Origin of the sequence: Actinophytocola xinjiangensis (assembly GCF_001921215.1) — a bacterium.
GTDB classification, from domain to species: domain Bacteria; phylum Actinomycetota; class Actinomycetes; order Mycobacteriales; family Pseudonocardiaceae; genus Actinophytocola; species Actinophytocola xinjiangensis.
The window spans coordinates 305679-322601 of sequence record NZ_MSIF01000008.1 but is presented as its reverse complement, the minus strand read 5'-3'; the positions used below and the strand labels follow the sequence as shown (position 1 = coordinate 322601).

17 protein-coding genes are annotated in these 16923 nt (G+C 73.4%); 10 read left to right on the top strand and 7 right to left on the bottom strand.

Annotation, left to right across the window (positions count from 1 at the left end; all coding sequences use genetic code 11):
- Positions 1-73 precede the first annotated feature (73 nt).
- From BLA60_RS18900 to BLA60_RS18855, 10 genes are read left to right on the top strand one after another with little or no spacing between them, the layout of a single operon-like run.
- Complete coding sequence (locus BLA60_RS18900; RefSeq protein ID WP_084735075.1) at positions 74-1828, top strand: non-ribosomal peptide synthetase; 1755 nt, start codon at positions 74-76, stop codon at positions 1826-1828.
- Between the two features lie 10 nt (positions 1829-1838).
- The gene (locus BLA60_RS18895) at positions 1839-3134 is read left to right on the top strand and encodes a cytochrome P450 (protein WP_075134225.1); all 1296 of its coding nucleotides are present in this window, start codon (positions 1839-1841) and stop codon (positions 3132-3134) included.
- A 22-nt stretch (positions 3135-3156) separates the two neighbouring features.
- Entirely contained in the window at positions 3157-3924 is a 768-nt protein-coding gene (locus tag BLA60_RS18890; RefSeq protein WP_211288776.1) for a thioesterase II family protein, read from the top strand.
- A complete protein-coding gene (locus BLA60_RS18885) occupies positions 3921-4673 on the top strand; it encodes a thioesterase II family protein (RefSeq protein WP_075134224.1) in 753 nt (250 codons plus the stop codon). Before BLA60_RS18890 ends, BLA60_RS18885 begins: the two co-directional genes overlap by 4 nt.
- Positions 4660-5460 (top strand): phytanoyl-CoA dioxygenase family protein, encoded by an 801-nt coding sequence (locus tag BLA60_RS18880; protein ID WP_075134223.1) that lies wholly within the window; start codon positions 4660-4662, stop codon positions 5458-5460. Before BLA60_RS18885 ends, BLA60_RS18880 begins: the two co-directional genes overlap by 14 nt.
- Entirely contained in the window at positions 5457-6554 is a 1098-nt protein-coding gene (locus tag BLA60_RS18875; protein WP_075134222.1) for a zinc-binding dehydrogenase, read from the top strand. Before BLA60_RS18880 ends, BLA60_RS18875 begins: the two co-directional genes overlap by 4 nt.
- Positions 6551-7894: a protein kinase family protein gene (locus BLA60_RS18870; protein ID WP_075134221.1), complete on the top strand. Its 1344-nt coding sequence runs from the start codon at positions 6551-6553 to the stop codon at positions 7892-7894. The genes BLA60_RS18875 and BLA60_RS18870 overlap by 4 nt, the downstream gene beginning before the upstream one ends.
- Complete coding sequence (locus tag BLA60_RS18865; RefSeq protein ID WP_075134220.1) at positions 7891-8091, top strand: MbtH family protein; 201 nt, start codon at positions 7891-7893, stop codon at positions 8089-8091. The genes BLA60_RS18870 and BLA60_RS18865 overlap by 4 nt, the downstream gene beginning before the upstream one ends.
- A gap of 3 nt (positions 8092-8094) precedes the next feature.
- Positions 8095-9411, top strand: coding sequence for a condensation domain-containing protein (locus tag BLA60_RS18860; RefSeq protein ID WP_075134219.1), 1317 nt, complete (start codon positions 8095-8097; stop codon positions 9409-9411).
- 48 nt (positions 9412-9459) lie between these two features.
- Positions 9460-10074: a histidine phosphatase family protein gene (locus BLA60_RS18855; protein ID WP_075134218.1), complete on the top strand. Its 615-nt coding sequence runs from the start codon at positions 9460-9462 to the stop codon at positions 10072-10074.
- A gap of 10 nt (positions 10075-10084) precedes the next feature.
- On the opposite strand, the gene BLA60_RS18850 is transcribed toward BLA60_RS18855, so the two are convergent.
- The 7 genes from BLA60_RS18850 to BLA60_RS18820 form a co-directional block, all read right to left on the bottom strand.
- A complete protein-coding gene (locus BLA60_RS18850) occupies positions 10085-11479 on the bottom strand; it encodes a restriction system modified-DNA reader domain-containing protein (protein ID WP_075134217.1) in 1395 nt (464 codons plus the stop codon).
- Positions 11473-12213, bottom strand: coding sequence for a Rho termination factor N-terminal domain-containing protein (locus tag BLA60_RS18845; RefSeq protein ID WP_075134216.1), 741 nt, complete (start codon positions 12211-12213; stop codon positions 11473-11475). Before BLA60_RS18845 ends, BLA60_RS18850 begins: the two co-directional genes overlap by 7 nt.
- Entirely contained in the window at positions 12210-13145 is a 936-nt protein-coding gene (locus BLA60_RS18840) for a ParA family protein (protein WP_075134215.1), read from the bottom strand. Before BLA60_RS18840 ends, BLA60_RS18845 begins: the two co-directional genes overlap by 4 nt.
- Positions 13146-13242: 97 nt before the next feature.
- On the bottom strand, positions 13243-13962 hold the full coding sequence (locus BLA60_RS18835; protein ID WP_075134214.1) for a class I SAM-dependent methyltransferase: 720 nt from the start codon (positions 13960-13962) through the stop codon (positions 13243-13245).
- A complete protein-coding gene (locus BLA60_RS18830) occupies positions 13959-14732 on the bottom strand; it encodes an ABC transporter ATP-binding protein (RefSeq protein WP_075134213.1) in 774 nt (257 codons plus the stop codon). Before BLA60_RS18830 ends, BLA60_RS18835 begins: the two co-directional genes overlap by 4 nt.
- Complete coding sequence (locus BLA60_RS18825; RefSeq protein WP_084735074.1) at positions 14729-15721, bottom strand: ABC transporter substrate-binding protein; 993 nt, start codon at positions 15719-15721, stop codon at positions 14729-14731. The genes BLA60_RS18830 and BLA60_RS18825 overlap by 4 nt, the downstream gene beginning before the upstream one ends.
- Before the next feature lie 15 nt (positions 15722-15736).
- Positions 15737-16867, bottom strand: coding sequence for a FecCD family ABC transporter permease (locus tag BLA60_RS18820; protein WP_084735073.1), 1131 nt, complete (start codon positions 16865-16867; stop codon positions 15737-15739).
- Positions 16868-16923: the final 56 nt, after the last annotated feature.

The following is a 16923-nucleotide window of genomic DNA, read 5'->3' as shown; positions in this document are numbered from 1 at the left end:
GCGGATTCACCTACTTCGACACCAGTGAACACGCCGGAGTCACGTTGGAGATCAGGCAGAACCGGGGAAGCGAATGATTACTGGAACCAGGCCGGACGTGACCTCGCCGGCCATTCACCGGCTGGTCGGCGAGGTCGCCGCCAGGAATCCGGAGGCGGTCGCCGTGTCCTGGCCGGGCGGCACGCTCACCTACCGCGCACTGATGGCGCGGGCCAACGCGCTGGCCGCCGAACTGGCCGGCCACGGCGTCGGCCCCGAGTCGCGGGTCGCGGTGGCACTGAGCCGCTCGGCGGACTTCGTCGTCGCCGTGCTGGCCGTGCTCAAGGCCGGCGGCGCGTACGTGCCGGTCGACCCCGCCTATCCCGCGGCGCGGCGCGAGCTGATGCTGGCCGACGCCGGCGCCGACCTGGTGATCGCCGCCGAGGGTGACGGCCACCGCACCCTCGGGCTGGCCGGGCGCACCTGGCCGGCGTTCGCGCCGGAGGTCGACGTGCCGGTCGGCCCGGACAACCTGGCCTACCTGATCTACACCTCCGGCTCGACCGGTGTCCCCAAGGGCGTCGCCGTCACCCACGGCGCCGTGCTCAACCTGGTCACCGGCGACGGGCGGCTGGCGACCGGCGCGGGGGACGTCGTGGCCCACCTCGCGCCGACGGCTTTCGACGCCTCGGTGTTCGAGATCTGGTGCGCGCTGGGCAACGGCGCCCGGGTGGCGCTGCTGGGCGAGGGCCAGCTGTCCATCGGCGAGCTCGGCGCCGCGCTGCGGTCCGTGCGACCCGACCGGCTGTTCCTCACCACCGGCCTGTTCCACCTGCTCGTGGACCACGACGTGGACGCGCTGGGCAGCGTCGGCGTGCTGTACACCGGCGGCGACGTGCTCTCCCCCCGGCACGTGCTGGCCGCCTCGGCGGCGATCGGCGACCGGGTGCACGCCGCCTACGGCCCCACCGAGACCACGGTCTTCGCGTCCCTGCACGCCATCGGCCGGGGGACCGTGGGCGAGCGGGTCCCGCTGGGCACCGCGTTGGGCGGCAGGACGATGCACGTCCTGGGCCCCGACCTCGCCCCGGTGCCCGACGGCGAGCCGGGGGAGATCTGCCTGGGCGGCGCCGGGGTCGCCCGCGGCTACCACCGCCGCCCCGGCCTGACCGCCGAGCGGTTCGTGCCCGACCCGTTCTCACCGGAGCCCGGCGCGCGGCTCTACCGCACCGGCGACCTCGGCCGCCTCCTGCCCGAGGGCACCGTCGAGTTCCTCGGCCGGGCCGACCGGCAGGTCAAGGTGCGCGGCTTCCGCGTGGAGCTCGGCGAGATCGAGGCGGCGCTGGCCGCGCACGAGGCCGTCGGCGCCGCCGCCGTGGTGGCCGCGCAGGACGGCCACGGCAAGCGGGTGGTGGCCTACGCCGCCCCCGCCGCCGGGGGGTCGCTGACCGCCGCCCGGCTGCGGTCGTGGCTGGCGCGGCGGCTGCCCGAGTACCTGCACCCGGCCAACTACGTGCTGCTCGACGCGCTGCCGCTGGACCCCAACGGCAAGGTCGACCGGGCCGCCCTGCCGACCCCGTGGACGGTGCGCGCCGAGCTCGCGCACCTGGACCTGCCGCCGTACGTGCGGCCGAGCACCGACACCGAACGCGCGGTGTGCGCGGCGTTCATGGACGTGCTGGCGCTCGACCAGGTCGGCGTGCACGACAACTTCTTCCAGCTCGGCGGCGACTCGCTGCGCAGCGTCCAGGTCCTGCAACAGCTGCGGGACCACGGCATCGACGTCGGCGCCCGCCAGTTCTTCCGCAACCCGACCGCCGCGCAGCTGGTCGGGCTGGTCGAGACCTGAGGGGGACCCGATGCGCAACGACACCGTGGACCGGCACGACCGCGTCCCGCTGGAGACCATCGACCTGTTCGACGAGGAGCGCTACCGCACGTCCTCGCAGCACGCCGCCTGGCACACGCTGCGCGCCGAGGCCCCGGTCTGGGCCCAGGAGTCCCAGGACGGCACGAGGTTCTGGTCGGTGACCCGCTACGCCGACGTGCTGCGGGTGATCAAGGACCACCGCACGTTCAGTTCGGAGAACGGCACGATCCTGGCCGTGCTCGGCGGCGACAGCGCCGGCGGGCGCACCATCAACCTGATGGACCTCCCACGGCACAAGGGAATCCGCGTGCCGACGATGAAACTGCTTTCCACCTCGGCGGTGCACCGGATCACCGCCACGCTGCGCCGGCGGGTACGGGAGCTGGTCGAGCCGCTGCGCGAGGGCGGCGAACTGGACCTGGTGCCGCTGATGCTGCGGCTGCCGATGCTGGTCGTCGGCGACATCATCGGCATCCCGGAGTCCTACTGGGGTGACGTCGCCCGCTGGACCATGGCCGGCGTCGCACCGGAGGACCCGGTCTATCTCCAGGGCAGCCGCGAGGAGACCCTGCGCAACGTCCACTTCGAACTGTTCGCCATGTTCGCCGACGTGGTCGCCGACCGGAAGGTGCGGCGCCGCGAGGACGTCGCCTCCACACTGCTCGACCTGGAGATCGACGGCGAGAAGCTGTCCTACGAGGAGGTCGTGCTCAACTGCTACAGCTTCTCCATGGGGGCCAACACCACCACCCCGCACGTCGCCTCCCAGCTGCTGCTCGGCCTGACCGAGCACCCCGAGCAGTGGCACGCCCTGCGCACCGGGAAGTCCGATGTGGACCGTGCGGTCGAGGAGGGCCTGCGCTGGGCAACGCCGACCAACCACCTCGTGCGCTGCGCCAACACCGACGTGGAGATCGCCGGTACCCGCATCGCGCGCGGCGAGCAGGTCTGCGCCTGGGTCGCCTCGGCCAACCGCGACGAGCGGGTGTTCACCCGGCCCTACGACTTCGACACCGCCCGCGCGTACAACCCGCACATCGCCTTCGGCAACGGCATCCACTACTGCAACGGCGCCCCCGGCGCCCGGCTGGTGCTGCGCCTGCTGCTGGAGGAGCTGCTGGCGATCGTGGACGGGTGGCAGCCGGCGGGACCGGTGCGCCACCTGCGGTCCAACTTCATCAACGGCATCACCGAACTGCCGGTCCTGGTCCAGCCCGATCCCGTTCCGGGGCCACGGTCACGGACCGCCGTGACCGCCGTGACCGCCTGCCCGGTGCACCACTGACCCCGGCACGAGAGAGCGAGCCATGACAACGACCAGGTCGGCCACCCGGGCCACCCCGTGGCTGGTCCACGGATCGCCGGGCGACGCGGAGTTCCTGCTGTTCGGCTTCCACTACGCCGGGGTCGGCGCCGCGTCCAGCTACCGCGACTGGCCGGCCAGGATCGGCGGCGGCTGGTTCTGCCCGCTGCAACCACCCGGCCGCGAGGACCGGATCATGGAGGAGCCGCTGCGAAGCCACCGCGCGTTCGCCGAGGACCTGGTGCCGGTGCTGCGCGAGCGGCTGGACCGGCCCTACGCGTTCGTCGGCCACTGCGGGGCCTACACCTACATGCTCGACACCACCCTGCACCTGGCCGAACTGGGCCTGCCGCTGCCGGCGAAGCTGTTCGCGTCCTCGTGGGGCGCGCCGCACGCCGGCCTGTACGGGCGGCTGAACTTCCTCGACCTCGACGACGCCGGCATCGAGACCGACCTCGTCGCCGAGATCCAGGACGTCTCGCTGGCCAGGACCGGTCAGCCGCTGCCGGCCGACCTCGCCGAGCTGGCCGCCGAGACCCTCCTGTTCGACCTGCGGGTCCAGCGCGCCTACCGCTACGACGGGACGCCGAAGGTCCCGGTGCCGACCGTGGTGGTCTCCTGGCGCCAGGACACGGTCGTGCCGCCGGAGCTGGTGGTGCCCGGCTGGCAGGAGTGCGCCGAGGTCACCTTCCACGAGTTCGACGGCGACCACTGGGAGTTCCTGCGCTGCCCGGAGGCGCTGCGGTCGCTGATCGTGGCGGAGATGTCGTGAGCCGGTGGCTGCGGCGCCTGGGGACCACGGCCGGGCCGGTGTCCCGGCTGTTCTGCTTCCACTCCGCGGGCGGCGCCGCGTCGGCCTACCAGGGTTGGGCCGAACCGCTGTCCGACGGAGTGGAAGTGGTGGCCGTGCAGCTGCCGGGCCGGGAGAACCGGTTCACCGAGCCGCCGCACGACCGGATGGCGCCGCTGGTCGAGGAGCTGACCGAGGTCCTGGAGCCGTTGCTGGACCTGCCGTTCGCGTTCTTCGGGCACAGCATGGGCGCGCGGGTCGCGTTCTGCCTCGCCCACGCGCTCGGCGACGCCGGGCCCGGCCGGCTGTTCGTCGCCGGCAGCCCGGCGCCGAGCCTGCGCGTGCCGGTGCCGGCGTGGAACGGCAGCGACGCCGGCCTGGCCCGCTACCTCGCCGACCTCGGCGGCACCCCGCCGCAGGTCCTCGCCGACCCCGAGCTGCTCTCGCTGCTGCTGCCCACCCTGCGCGCGGACCTGACGGTCGTGGCGACCTGGGACCACCCCGATCCCGCGCCGCTGGCCTGCGACCTGCACGCGCTGTCCGGGCGCCTGGACCCGTACGCGCCGCCCGCGCGGATGGCTGCCTGGGCCAGGGAGACCTCGGCGACGTTCACGCTGGACCCGTTGCCCGGCGGGCACTTCTTCGTGCGGACCGAGCTGTCGCCGGTCCTGGACATCGTTCGCCGGGCCATGGCGAACCTCGCGGAAAGGGGGGCACATGCCGCTCGATGACACCCAGCTCGACCGCTACCGACAGGAGGGCTACCTGGTCGTCGACTCGCTGTTCGCGCCGGCCGAGATCGAGGTGCTGCTGGCGGCCTTCGCCAGGGACGCGCGCGTCGAGGGCCCGCAGCGGATCCTGGAGGAGGACGGGACCGGTGTGCGCGCGGTGTACGCCTCGCACCTGCGCCAGCCCGAGTTCGCCGACCTGGTTCGCTCGCCCCGGGTCCTCGGGGTGGCCCGCCAGCTGCTCGACGACGAGCTGTACCTGTACCAGCTCAAGATCAACGCCAAGCCGGCGCTGGGCGGCGAACGCTGGGCCTGGCACCAGGACTTCCCGGCCTGGCGGATCATGGACGACCTGCCGGCGCCCCGGCTGGTGAACGTCGCGGTGTTCCTCGACGACGTCACCGAGTTCAACGGCCCGGTGGTCTACGTCCCCGGCTCGCACCAGGCCGGCACGCTCGCCGACACCCGGCGCGGCCCGGCGCGCTCGGCCCAGCACCTCGACCCCGACGACATCGCGCTGCGCCCCGACCAGCTCGCCGGCCTGATGGGCCGCCACGGGATGGTCAGCCCCAAGGGCCCGGCCGGCACGGTGGTCTTCTTCTCCCCGCAGATCGTGCACGGCTCGGCGCAGAACATGTCCCCGCACGCCCGCCGGCTGCTGATCCTGACGTTCAACGAGGTCACCAACCAGCCCCGGCACCGGGGCGCGCCGCGCGCCGAGTACCTCGTCGGGCGGGACACCACGCCGCTGGTCGTCGCCGGCGGCACGCTGACCGGGGCGGCCCGGTGACGCGGGCGGTCGTGCTGCCCGCGTTCGGCGAGCCGGTGCGGGTGCGCGAGTACCCGCCGCCGCGGCCGGTCCCCGGCGGGATGGTCATCGCCCCGACCTACGGCGGCATCTGCGGCACCGACCTGCACCTTCAGCGGGGACACCTGCCGATCCCCACCCCGATCGTGCTGGGCCACGAGGGCCTTGGCCTGGTCCACGAACTCGGCGAGGGCACCGGGACCGACGCCAACGGCGAGCCGCTGGCGCCCGGCGACCCGGTGATGTGGGCGTCCTCGATCGCCTGCGGCACCTGCCCGGCGTGCCGGCTGCACCGCGAGCCGACGCTGTGCGCGCACCGCCGCACCTACGGCGTCAACCGGCCGGTGGCCGAGGAGCCGTTGTCCGGGGCGTGGGCCGAACGGATCGCCCTGCATCCCGGGGCGACCGTGGTGAAGGTCCCCGACCAGGTGGATCCGGTGGCCGCCATGGCTTTCGCCTGCGCCGGGCCGACCCTGGTGCACGCGCTGTTCGAACGCCGCCCGGTGCGGGTGGGGGAGACGGTGATCGTGCAGGGCAGCGGCCCGGTCGGGCTGGCCGCCGCCGCCCTGGCGTCGCTGGCCGGCGCGGCGAGGGTCGTGGTCCTCGGCGGCCCGGCCGGGCGGCTGGACCTGGCCAAGGCCGCCGGGATCGGCGACGCGCACGTCGACCTCGTCGGCGAACCCGATCCGGAGACCGCGCTCGCGCGGGCCAGGGACCTGGCCGGCGGAGCCGGCGCCGACCTGGTCATCGAGTGCGCCGGTGCGCCGGTGGCGGTGGCCCAGGGCCTGACGCTGCCCCGGCGGGGCGGCGCGTACCTGGTCGTCGGTCAGTACACCGACGGCGGCGACACCCTGGTCAACCCGCACCAGATCGTGCACCGGCAGCTGGACGTGATCGGCTCGTGGGCGTTCACCGGCGCGCACGTCGTCGAGTACGTGCGGCTGCTGCCGGCGCTGGCCGCCCGGTTCGACCTGGCCAGCCTGGTCACCGCGTTCCCGTTGGCCGACGCCGAACGCGCGCTGCGCGCGGTCGCCGCCGGCACCGTGCTCAAGGCTGTCCTGGAGGTGGCGGCGTGACGGTCAACTACAGCATCATCCCGCGCCGGGGAACCGGCGAGGTGCTCCTGGTCCGCGAGCCCGGCGGCTGGTCGCTGCCCGGCCACTCGCTGCCCGGCGCGGCCGAGATCAACGCCGACCTGGCGCGCCGTTTCGGGCTGGAGGTCGTACTGACCGGGTTCGTGCAGCAGTTCGTCGACGAGGACCGGGGCCTGTGGTTCGTGTTCGCCCACGAGAACGCCAGCACGGCCGAGCCGGCCGGCGGCGCCCGCTGGGTCGGGCCGGCGGAGCTGGCCGGGCTGGACCTGGCCGAGCCCCGGCTGCGTGCGGTCCTGGCCGAGTGGTTCGCCGAGACCAGCGACGGCGTGTCCCCCCTGGGGCACCTGCCGTGGGCGCGCGCCGGCTGGCTCGACGAGGTCGACGCGTGGGTGCGCGAGCGGCTCGCCGGCCACGGCCTGACCGCGACCGGGCGCGTCGAGCAGTCCCACTCCCAGCCGTGGTCGTGCGTGTCGCGGGTGGCGACCTCCACCGGCGCGGCCTACCTCAAGGCGGTGCCGGCGTCGCTGGACCATGAGCCGAGGCTGACCGCCGCGCTGGCCGACTGGTTCCCCGAGACGCTGCCCCGGGTGCTCGCGGTCGACGAGGCCCGCCACTGGCTGCTGACCGAGGACGTCGGCCCGTTCGACGAGTACGTCGCGACCGCCGAGCACGCCGCCCGGTTCGAGCCGGTCCTGGCGACGGTCGCGGCGATGCAACGCGACACCGCCACCCGCACCGGCGACCTGCTGGCGCTGGGCTGTCCCGACCGCCGCCCGGCGGCGCTGCCCGGCCTGTTCGCCGACCTGCTGGCCGACACCGGCCAGTTCCTGATCGGCCAGGACGGCGGGCTGACGGCCCAGGACCACGACCGGCTGGTGGCCTACCTGCCGGCGTTCGAGCGGACGTGTGCGCTGCTGGCCGACGCCGGCCTGCCCGACACCCTGCACCACGACGACTGCGGCGCCGGCAACATCGCCTTCGCCAGGACCCGCACGGTGATCTTCGACTGGGGCGAGAGTGCCGTCGCGCACCCGTTCTTCAGCCTGCGGGCGTTCCTGCGCGACGTCGGCGACGAGCGGGCGCGCGACCGGCTGCGCACGGCCTACCTGCGGGAGTGGGGCGACCACGGCTCGCCCGAGCGGCTCGCCGGGACCTACGAGCTGACCGCCGCGCCGGCCGCGCTGTGCCGGGCACTGAGCTGGCGGGCGGCGCTGGCCGCCCTGGGGGAGCGACGACCGTTCGTCTACCGGTACGTGATGGCAAGGGCGGTACGGCAACTGGTGCCGTTCGCCGTGGAACTCAGCGAAGGAGTACGGGCATGAGCGAGGTCTACCAGGTGGTCGTGAACGAGGAGGAGCAGTACTCGATCTGGCCGGCGGACCGGGAGATCCCGGCCGGCTGGTCGGCGACCGGCCCGAGCGGGTCCCAGGACGACTGCCTGGCCCACATCGAGGAGGTGTGGACCGACATGCGTCCGCTGAGCCTGCGCCAGCGGATGGCCGCCGACCAGGCCGGCTGAGCGGTGGCCGCCACGTCCTCGCCCGGGGCCGGGCTGCTGGGCAGGCTGGCCGACCTGGCGCGCGGGTCGGTGATCCCGCCCCGCGCGCCCGGTGCCCGGGCCCCGCTGTCCAGCGCGCAGGAACGCCTGTGGTTCCTCGACCAGCTGGAACCGGGCAGCCCCACCTACACCATGCCCGAGGCGTTGCGGCTGGCCGGCGACCTGGACCGGGCCGCGTTCGAGCGGGCCTTCCACGCGCTGGTCGACCGGCACGAGATCCTGCGATCGGTGGTCGGCGAGCAGGACGGGCAGCCGTACCAGACGGCGACCGCCGCGCCGGTGCTGACCTACGAGGAACTCCCGCCGGAGGCCGTGCGGTCACGTCTGGCCGCCGACGCCGCCCGGGGTTTCGATCTGGCCACCGGGCCGCTGGTGTCCGCGCACCTGATCCGGGTCGCCGACCGCGACCACGTGCTGGCGCTGAACATGCACCACATCGTGTCCGACGGCTGGTCGATGGACGTGCTGTGCGCGGACTGGGCGGAGCTGTACCGCGCGGAGCTGTCCGGGGCGCCGCCGGACCTGGCGCCGCTGCCGATCCAGTACGCGGACTACGCGGTGTGGCAACGGGACTGGCTGACCAGCGCCGAGTGCGCCGCGCAGGAGGCGTACTGGCGAAGCCACCTGGCCGGCGCGCCGCTCGTGCACGCCCTGCCGACGGCGCCGCGCCCCGACGCCCTCGGCGGCCCGGCCGGCACGGTCGAGTTCCCGGTGCCCGGCGGTGGTGTCCCGGTCGAGGGGGTCACGCCGACGATGGTCTACCTGGCGGCGTTCCAGCTGGTGCTGGCGGAGGTCGGCGGGGTCGACGACGTGGTCGTCGGCCTGCCGACCGCCGGCCGGTCCCGCCCGGAGACCGAGCCGCTGGTCGGGTTCTTCGTCAACTCGCTGGCCGTGCGCACGGACCTGTCGGGGCGGCCGACGTTGCGGGCGGCGGTGGGCCGGGTCCGCGAGGTGTGCCTGGCGGCCTACGACAACCAGGACGTCCCGTTCGAGCGGCTGGTCGAGGTGCTGCGCCCGCCGCGCAGTCTGGGCAGCCTGCCGCTGTTCCAGATCATGTTCTCCTACGAGCCGCCCGGTGACACCCCGTCGTGGCCCGGCCTGACCGTGCGGCGCCTTCCCCAGGAGTCCGGGGCGTCCAAGTTCGACCTCGGCCTGTCGGTCACCGGGAACCGCGGGGTTTTCAGCTACCGCACCGATCTCATCGACCCCGCCTTGGCCGCCACGCTGTCCACGAGGTTCCAGGACCTGCTGCGCGCCGACCCCGACCTGCGCCGCCGGTGAACGCCGCGTCCATACTCCAGGAGAACCCGCTCCCGGAGAGGACCCGCCGTGCCCGCGACCCGGTACCTGTACCTCACCCGCCACGCCGAGGCCACCCCCGACGAGACGACCCTCACCGACGCGGGCCGCCGCCAGGCCACCCTGCTGGCCGAACGCCTGGCGGGCACGGAGTTCGACGCCGTCCACCACGGTCCGCTGGCCAGAGCCGCCGAGACCGCCGCGATCCTCGCCGCCAGGACCGGCGCGCCACCGCACCGGACCGAGCTGGCCGGGGACTACGTCCCGCACGTCCCCGGACGGGCCGACCTGCCCGCCGGGTCGGCCGACGCGTACCTGGGTTTCCTCGACCAGTTCCCGGAAGCCGACCGGGACAACGGCGCCCGGCTGGCGGCCGGGGCGGTGGCCGAGTTCACCGGCCCGTGCGCCGGGGACCGGCCGCGCCGCGACCTGGTCGTCACCCACCTGTACCTGATCGGCTGGCTGGTCAGGGCGTCGCAGGAGACACCGCCGTGGCGCTGGTTGAGCGTCCAGCACTGCAACGCGGCGCTGACCGTCATCCGCTACGCCCCGCACCGCCCGCCGACCCTGGTGATGTACAACGAGATGAGCCACCTGCCGCCGGAGCTGCGGTGGACCGGCTTCCCCCCGGAGAACCGGATCTGACCGATCCGCGCTAGGCCGGCTCGCGGTAGTGGTGCAGCAGGTTGGTGAACCGCCGGAGCGTGTCGACCACGTTCTCGGGCATCGGGTCCGGGTGGAAGTGCATGACCTTGTTGCGGATGAGGCGGATCTCGTCCAGCCGGGCGATGAAGCTGGGCCGGTCCAGCGGCCACCCCAGGGCGTCCCAGGCCTCCTTGTTCTCCAGGATCCGTTGGTAGTCGCCCAGGGTGAGGTCGTCGAAGCCGCGCACGGCCCTGGTGCACAACCGCCGCACGGTCCCGATGTCCATGGCACGCCCCAGGACCCAGCGCAGCGTCTGGTCGATCTCGCCCAGTTGGAAGAACGGCGTGGCCAGCACACCGAAGTGCCGGGCCACGTCGGCCGTGGTGACGATGCCCGCGATGGACCGGCTCTCGTCGGCGACGAACACGAACTCGCGTTGCCGCAGCAGGGGCAGGACCTCGACGAGGTCCCGGTCGTAGGTGACGAGCTCGACATGCGGGTCGATCGCCTCGGCCACGGTTCCCGCCGACCGCTGGCGGGCCACCAGCGCGATCGAGCGCCAGGTCACCGCTCCTCGCAGGTTGCGCGGGCCGTTGAGCACCGCCAGCTGCGAGTAGTCGTTGAGCTGCATCTTGGTGACGGCCTCGTCCAGGGTGCTGTTCGGGGCGACCGACTCGACGCCCCGCAGCGGCGAGAGGTTCCCGACCGTCAGGCGCACGTCGAGGTCCGTGTCGCCCTCGTCGTCGCCGGTGACCGGCCGGTCCTCGGCGGTGGCCGGTTCGGCGGTCGCCGCCTCGTCGTCGGGTGGTGTGCTCAGCGCGACCACCGTGTCGAGGGTGACCGCGCGGAAGTTCGGTGAGGTGACCAGCCCGTGGTTGGCCAGGTCCGCCTCGATCCGGCCCACCTGCTCGCCCCGGTCGGCCGCGCCCCACAGCGCCAGCAGGTCCCTGACCGAGACGCGTTCCGGGGTGCCGCCGTCGGCGTTGCCGCGCGCCCGCCGCAGCCGCTCGTGGACGCACTGCCGGGTCGCGTTCCGGCGGTCGGCGGCGACCGTGGCGATGGCCTGGTCGAGGAAGTCCTGGCGCACGGAGTCCAGCAGCCGGTCCTGGCCGGCCAGCTGCCACGCCCGCCAGCCGTCGACCGCGCGCATGCCGGCCGCCACGGCCGCCGCGCGCGAGGGCGAGCGGAACTCCTCGCCGCCGGCGTCGAGCCGGATCCGGCCCTGGTCGGTCACGGTCGCCTCGAAGCTGGTGCCGATCCGTTTGCGGTCGAACCGCAGCCTCGTGCCGGCGGGCAGAAGCCCGGCGGCCTGGAGGTCGGACACCGTGACCCGCCGGCCGCCGATCAGGTGCATCGTGCGGGCGCCGGGATCGGTCGGCGTCTCCTCGGCGACGGGCCTCACCATTTGCGCAGCCCGGAGAACTTGCGGCGGGCGCCGATCGCCTGTTTGAGCACCCGTCTCGCCAGTTCCGGCTGGCTGAGCCGGTCGACCCGGGTGAGCCGCAGTTCGGCGGCCACCGCGAGCAGGTCGTCGCGCCCGAGTTCCTGGGAGCGCAGGTAGTCGGCGCCCTGCTCCTCGGTCTCGGTCGCGCGCAGCGTCGCCGCCACCGCCGCCGCGTCGATCCGCGACGCCTCCGCCCCCGGCACCGCCACCGGCTCCGCCACCGGCTCAGGCCGAGGTCGCGGTGTCGGTCGCGGTGTCGGTGTCGGTGTCGGTCGTGGTGTCGGTGGCGGAGCCGGCGGCGGGTCGGCCGCCGGCTCGGGGGCCGGGGCCTGGTCGTGGCCGGCGAGCCGGGTCACCAGGTCGTCGCGGCGCAGCCGGCTGTAGTTGCGCAGGCCGCACAGCCTGGCGACCTGCCGCAGCTCCGTGGTGGTCAGCCCGCTCGTGTCCAGCAGGGCGTGCCGCTCCCGCTCGCCGGACAGCGTCCCGAGGCGCAGCGCCAGCCGCTGGGGTGTCATCGCCGGTTCCCCGGCTGGTTCCCTCGCCGGTTCCCCGGCCTGTTTCCCGGTCGGTGCGGCGCCGGTGGTGGTCAGCGTCGTCGTTCCGTCGATGATCGCGAGGACGGTGGCGTCGTCCAGTCCTTCCAGGAACGTCCAGACCCTGGCCTGGAGCGCGAGGACCTCGCGCAGGCCGGTCACCGGGAACCACTCAGGGCCAGCGCACCGAGCACCTCGTCGGTCAGGCCGTCGAACTCGCGCAGGACGTCGTCGCGCCCGCCGGCCCGCAGCATCGCCGGCACACCGGTCTCGCCGGCGTCGCCGAAGTGTCGCGGGCTGTTGCGGATCTTGTTCGCCAGCACGGGGACCACGGAGTTCAACCGCACCTCCTCGATGTAGTGGTGCTGGGCGAGGGTGACCTGCTGGGAGTAGATCTGCACCATGGTGAACACCACCCCCAGGAAGTCGGTCCTGACCGGCTGGTGGTGCCCGTCGCGTTTGTGGTTCACGAAGTCGTTGAACTGCTCCATCAGCTCGGTGCAGTGGCCGACGAGGTACTCCAGCCCGAGGGTGGACAGGTAGTCGGCCTTCGCCGGCACGAGGATGAACTCACTGGCCACGATCGCGGTCTTGGTGACGAGGCCGAAGTTCGGGGCGCAGTCGATCAGCACCAGGTCGTAGCGGTCGAAGTAGGGGTCGGTCAGTGCCTGCCGCAGGCTGTCGTGCAGGTCGAGGAACTTCTTCTTCGACCCGTCGAGCGTGGTCGCCCCGCCGAGCCGGGCGGCGAGTTCCAGGTCGATGTCGATGAGACCGAGATGGGAGGAGATCAGGTCGAGCTGCCCGGAATTGTTTCCAACGGCTCTGTTCACCCGGTCCGGGGTGACCACGAGTTCGGACAGCGGGGTGTTCTGGCCGGGAATCTCGGCGTCGTACCACTGGCGGATCGTACGTTTGTCCTTGAGCTGGTCGTGCCAGCCGTCAATCGAGAAGAACGAGAAAGTCAGGTTGGTCTGCGGGTCGAGGTCCAGCAGGAGTACGCGCTGGCCGCGACGGGCGGCCAGCGCGCCGAGATTGGCCGTGACCGTGGTCTTTCCCACGCCACCCTTGTAGTTCATGACGGCCACGACCCGCATGGGTTCCCCCCTTCAGTGCCGTCTCGACTTTCGCAGATGCGGGCCGTGGAAGGCAATAGATAAATCGGGGGGAAATGTGTCCAGAAATTGTCCTGTTTTACGTCGCCCGACCGGTGATCAGGAACTGGAGTTGGATCTCGTGGCCGTCGGCCACCCCGAACCGGCGGTCCAGTTCGAGAATGTCCGTCAGCGGGGTGACCACCACGTCGCTGAAACCCGCCGCGCGCACGAGGTCGGCGGTCGCCTCGATCGAGGACGCCTCGGCGAGCGGGAGCAGGGACAGGACATCGCGGTCGTAGAGGTCGCGGAAGGTCGGCAGGTCGTCCAGCGCCCGAGGACCCGGTGACGGGTGCACCCCGCCCGGGAACCACGTGCTGTCCACCGCCGCGAGGACGCCACCCGGGCGCAGCAGCCGGCGCCAGTGGCGCAGGGCCGTCTCCGGGGTGCGCAGGGTCCACAGGACGTAGCGGCTGGTGACGGCGTCGAAACTTCCCGGCGGGAACTCCGGCGCCACCGCGTCGCCCACCCGCAGCTCGGGCGGGTTCGGCAGGGCGGCGGCCTTCTCGCGGGCCTTGGCGAGCATGCCGGGGGACAGGTCGATCCCCACCACGTCGTGGCCCTGGCCGGCCAGCATCAGCGACACGTGCCCGGTTCCGGTGCCGGCGTCGAGGACCCGCCCCGGCGTGGGCAGCGCCGTGCGCCACACGTCTTCCCAGGCGGCACGGATCGCCGGGGTGGCGAGCTGGTCGACGTGGTGGGCGTCGTAGGAGTCGGCGCGGCCGGTCCAGTAGCGGTTGATGTTGTCCTGGGCGGTCATGTCGGATCCTGTTCGTCGAGCGGGCGGAACAGCAGTTGGACACCGTCGTCGGTGGGGATGCGGTGCACGCCGATCTCGTAGACCGGCTCCAGCACTTCGGGGCGCAGCACGGCGTCGGGGGTGCCGGTGGCGGCCACCGTGCCGCCGTCGAGCAGGACGAGCTCGTCGCAGTAGCGGGCGGCCAGGTTGAGGTCGTGCAGCACCACCACCGTGGTCACCTCAAGGCGGCGGACCAGCGACAGGACCTCGTGCTGGTAGCGGATGTCCAGGTGGTTGGTCGGCTCGTCCAGCAGCAGGTGGTCGGCCCGCTGCGCCAGCGCCCTGGCGATCAGCACGCGTTGCTTCTCACCGCCGGACAGGCCGGCGAAGACCCGGTCGGCCAGGTGCCGCACGCCGACCCGGGTCAGCGCGGCCGCGGCGATGCGGTGGTCCTGGCGGCTGGGGCGCTGGAAGGTCGCCAGGTGGGGGGAACGGCCCAGCAGCACCGTGTCGGCGACGGTGAGCGGGAGCTCGGCGGCGCCCTCCTGGGCCACCACCGACAGCCGCCGGGCCAGCGCGCGGGGTTCGAGACCGGCCAGGGGACGCCCGTCGAGGGTGACCAGGCCGGCGCGCGGGGTCAGCGAGGCGTAGAGGGTGCGCAGCAACGTCGTCTTGCCGCTGCCGTTGGGGCCGATGAGACCGACGACCTGACCCGGCTCGACGGTCAGCCCGACGTCGTCGAGGACCAGGGCGCGGCCGTAGCCGAAGGAGACCCCGTCGGCGGTGATCACCGGGAGGCGCCGAAGTGGTCGGCGATGCGCTCCAGGCCGTCCATCGACAGCGGGGTCGGCGGCTCGGTGAAGTTGAACAGCTGCACCAGGATCTGGCCGTCGCGCACCGCGCGCAGGCTCTGCGCGCCGGGCAGCGACTCCACCGCCCCTCGGACCTCGCGGGGGTCGCCGTCGGTGTGCAGCAGGACCAGCACCTCGGGGTCGGCGGCGATCAGCTGCTCGGTGGTGACCTCGAAGACCCGCTCGTCCACGTCGCCGAAGACGTTGGTGAAGCCGGCCGCAGCCAGCTGCGGGTGGGCCATGCTCCGATTGCCGTAGGCGTAACCACTTCCGCCGCCGACGGTCGGGTACAGCACGGCGGCCGTGCGCTGCGGGCGCCCCTCGACCGACCGCTCGACCTCGGTGACCCGCTCCCGCAGCCCGGCGATCATCGTCGTGGCCCGCTCGGCGCGGTCGAAGACCGTGCCGTAGGTCTCGATCTGTTCGTAGACGTCGTCGAAGGTCGTCGCGTCGACGTCGTCGGGGCAGTACACCGGTTGCACCAGCGTGTTGATCCCGTTGCCGGACAGGCTTTCCCGGGTGATGCCGTCGGGCAGGCCCAGCACCAGCTCCGGTTGCTGGGCGATGATCGACTCCTGGGACAGCTGCAGATGCCCGCTGGTGTCGACGTTCTCGCCGAGCGACTCGATGCCGGCGATCGCCCGGTTGGTCGGCTCGTCGTAGTACTCCTCGGGGAACGCGCCGGCCCGCAGCACCGCCCGGTCCAGCACCCCCAGCCCGTCCAGGATCGTCACCGGCGCGCTCTCCAGCAACGCGACCCGCTCCGGCGGCGCGTCGAACCGGACCTCCGCGCCGCAGTTGCGCACGGTCAGCGGAAATCCGCCGGCGCCGGCCGGTGCGTCACCACTGTCGGCACCACTGTCGGCGCTGCCGCACGCGGTGGCGACCATGGCGAGCGTCAGGACGAGAACGCGCGGGCGGAAGGTCATCGGTCTCCTCGGTGGTCAGGTGCTCGTCGCGTGGAAGCGGCGGACCAGGATCAGCAGGAACGGGGCGCCGACGAGGGCGGTGATGATGCCGATGGGCAGCTCGCGCGGCTCCAGCAGCGTGCGGGCCGCGACGTCGGCCCACACCAGGAAGATCGCGCCGATCAGCGCCGCCACCGGGATGACCCGGCCGTGCGCCGCGCCGACGAACCGGCGGGCGACGTGCGGGATCACCAGCCCGATGAACCCGATGCCGCCCGAGGCGGCGACGACCGCGCCGACGCACAGCGCCACCACGACCAGCAGCCGCACCCGGAACCGGGTCGGCGGCACCCCGAGTGTGTGCGCGGTCTCGTCGCCGACGGCCAGCGCGTCCAGCTTCCGGCCCCAGACCATCAGCGCGGCGACGCTCAGGCACACCACCACGGCCACCACCGCGAGCGGCACCGACCAGCGGGCCAGCCCCAGCGAGCCGAGCAGCCAGAACAGCACCGACCGGGCGCCCTCGGCCGAGTCGGCGGCGAAGATCAGGAAGCTGGTGGCCGCGTAGAGCGCGTAGCCGACCGCGACGCCGGCCATCAGCAGCCGCAGCGAGGTGATCCGCCCGCCGGCCCTGGCCACCAGGAACACCGCGAGCGAGGCGGCCAGCGCCCCGAGGAACGCGCTGGCCGACAGCGCGTTCTCGCCGAACCCGGCGCCCAGTCCGAACAGGATGGCCGCCGCCGCGCCGGTCGACGCGCCGGAGGTGACGCCCAGCAGGTACGGGTCGGCCAGCAGGTTGCGGACCATCGCCTGCAACGCCACCCCGCACACCGCGAGGCCGGCGCCGACCAGCAGGCCCAGCACCACCCTGGGCAGCCGCACCCGCCAGACGATCGACTCCTCCGCCGAGGTCGCGCTGACCTCGCCCGGCCAGCCGACCAGGTGGTGGCCCACGATCCGCGCGACCGTCGCCGGGGAGATCGCCACGGCGCCCAGGCCGACCGCCAGGACGAGGGTCACCAGCAGACCGGCGGTCAGCCCGCCGATCCACAGCGCGGTGGAGCGCCGGCGGGCGGCGTGGTCGAGGTCGTCGTCGAGGTCGTCGTCAACGTCGTCGTCGAGGTCGTCCGGGTCGGGTCCGGTGTCGACGGCCGTGGTCAGTCCCATGCCCCCCGCCAGATCCTCGCTACTGCGACCTACTTGCAACAGCGTAGGCGGTTGGA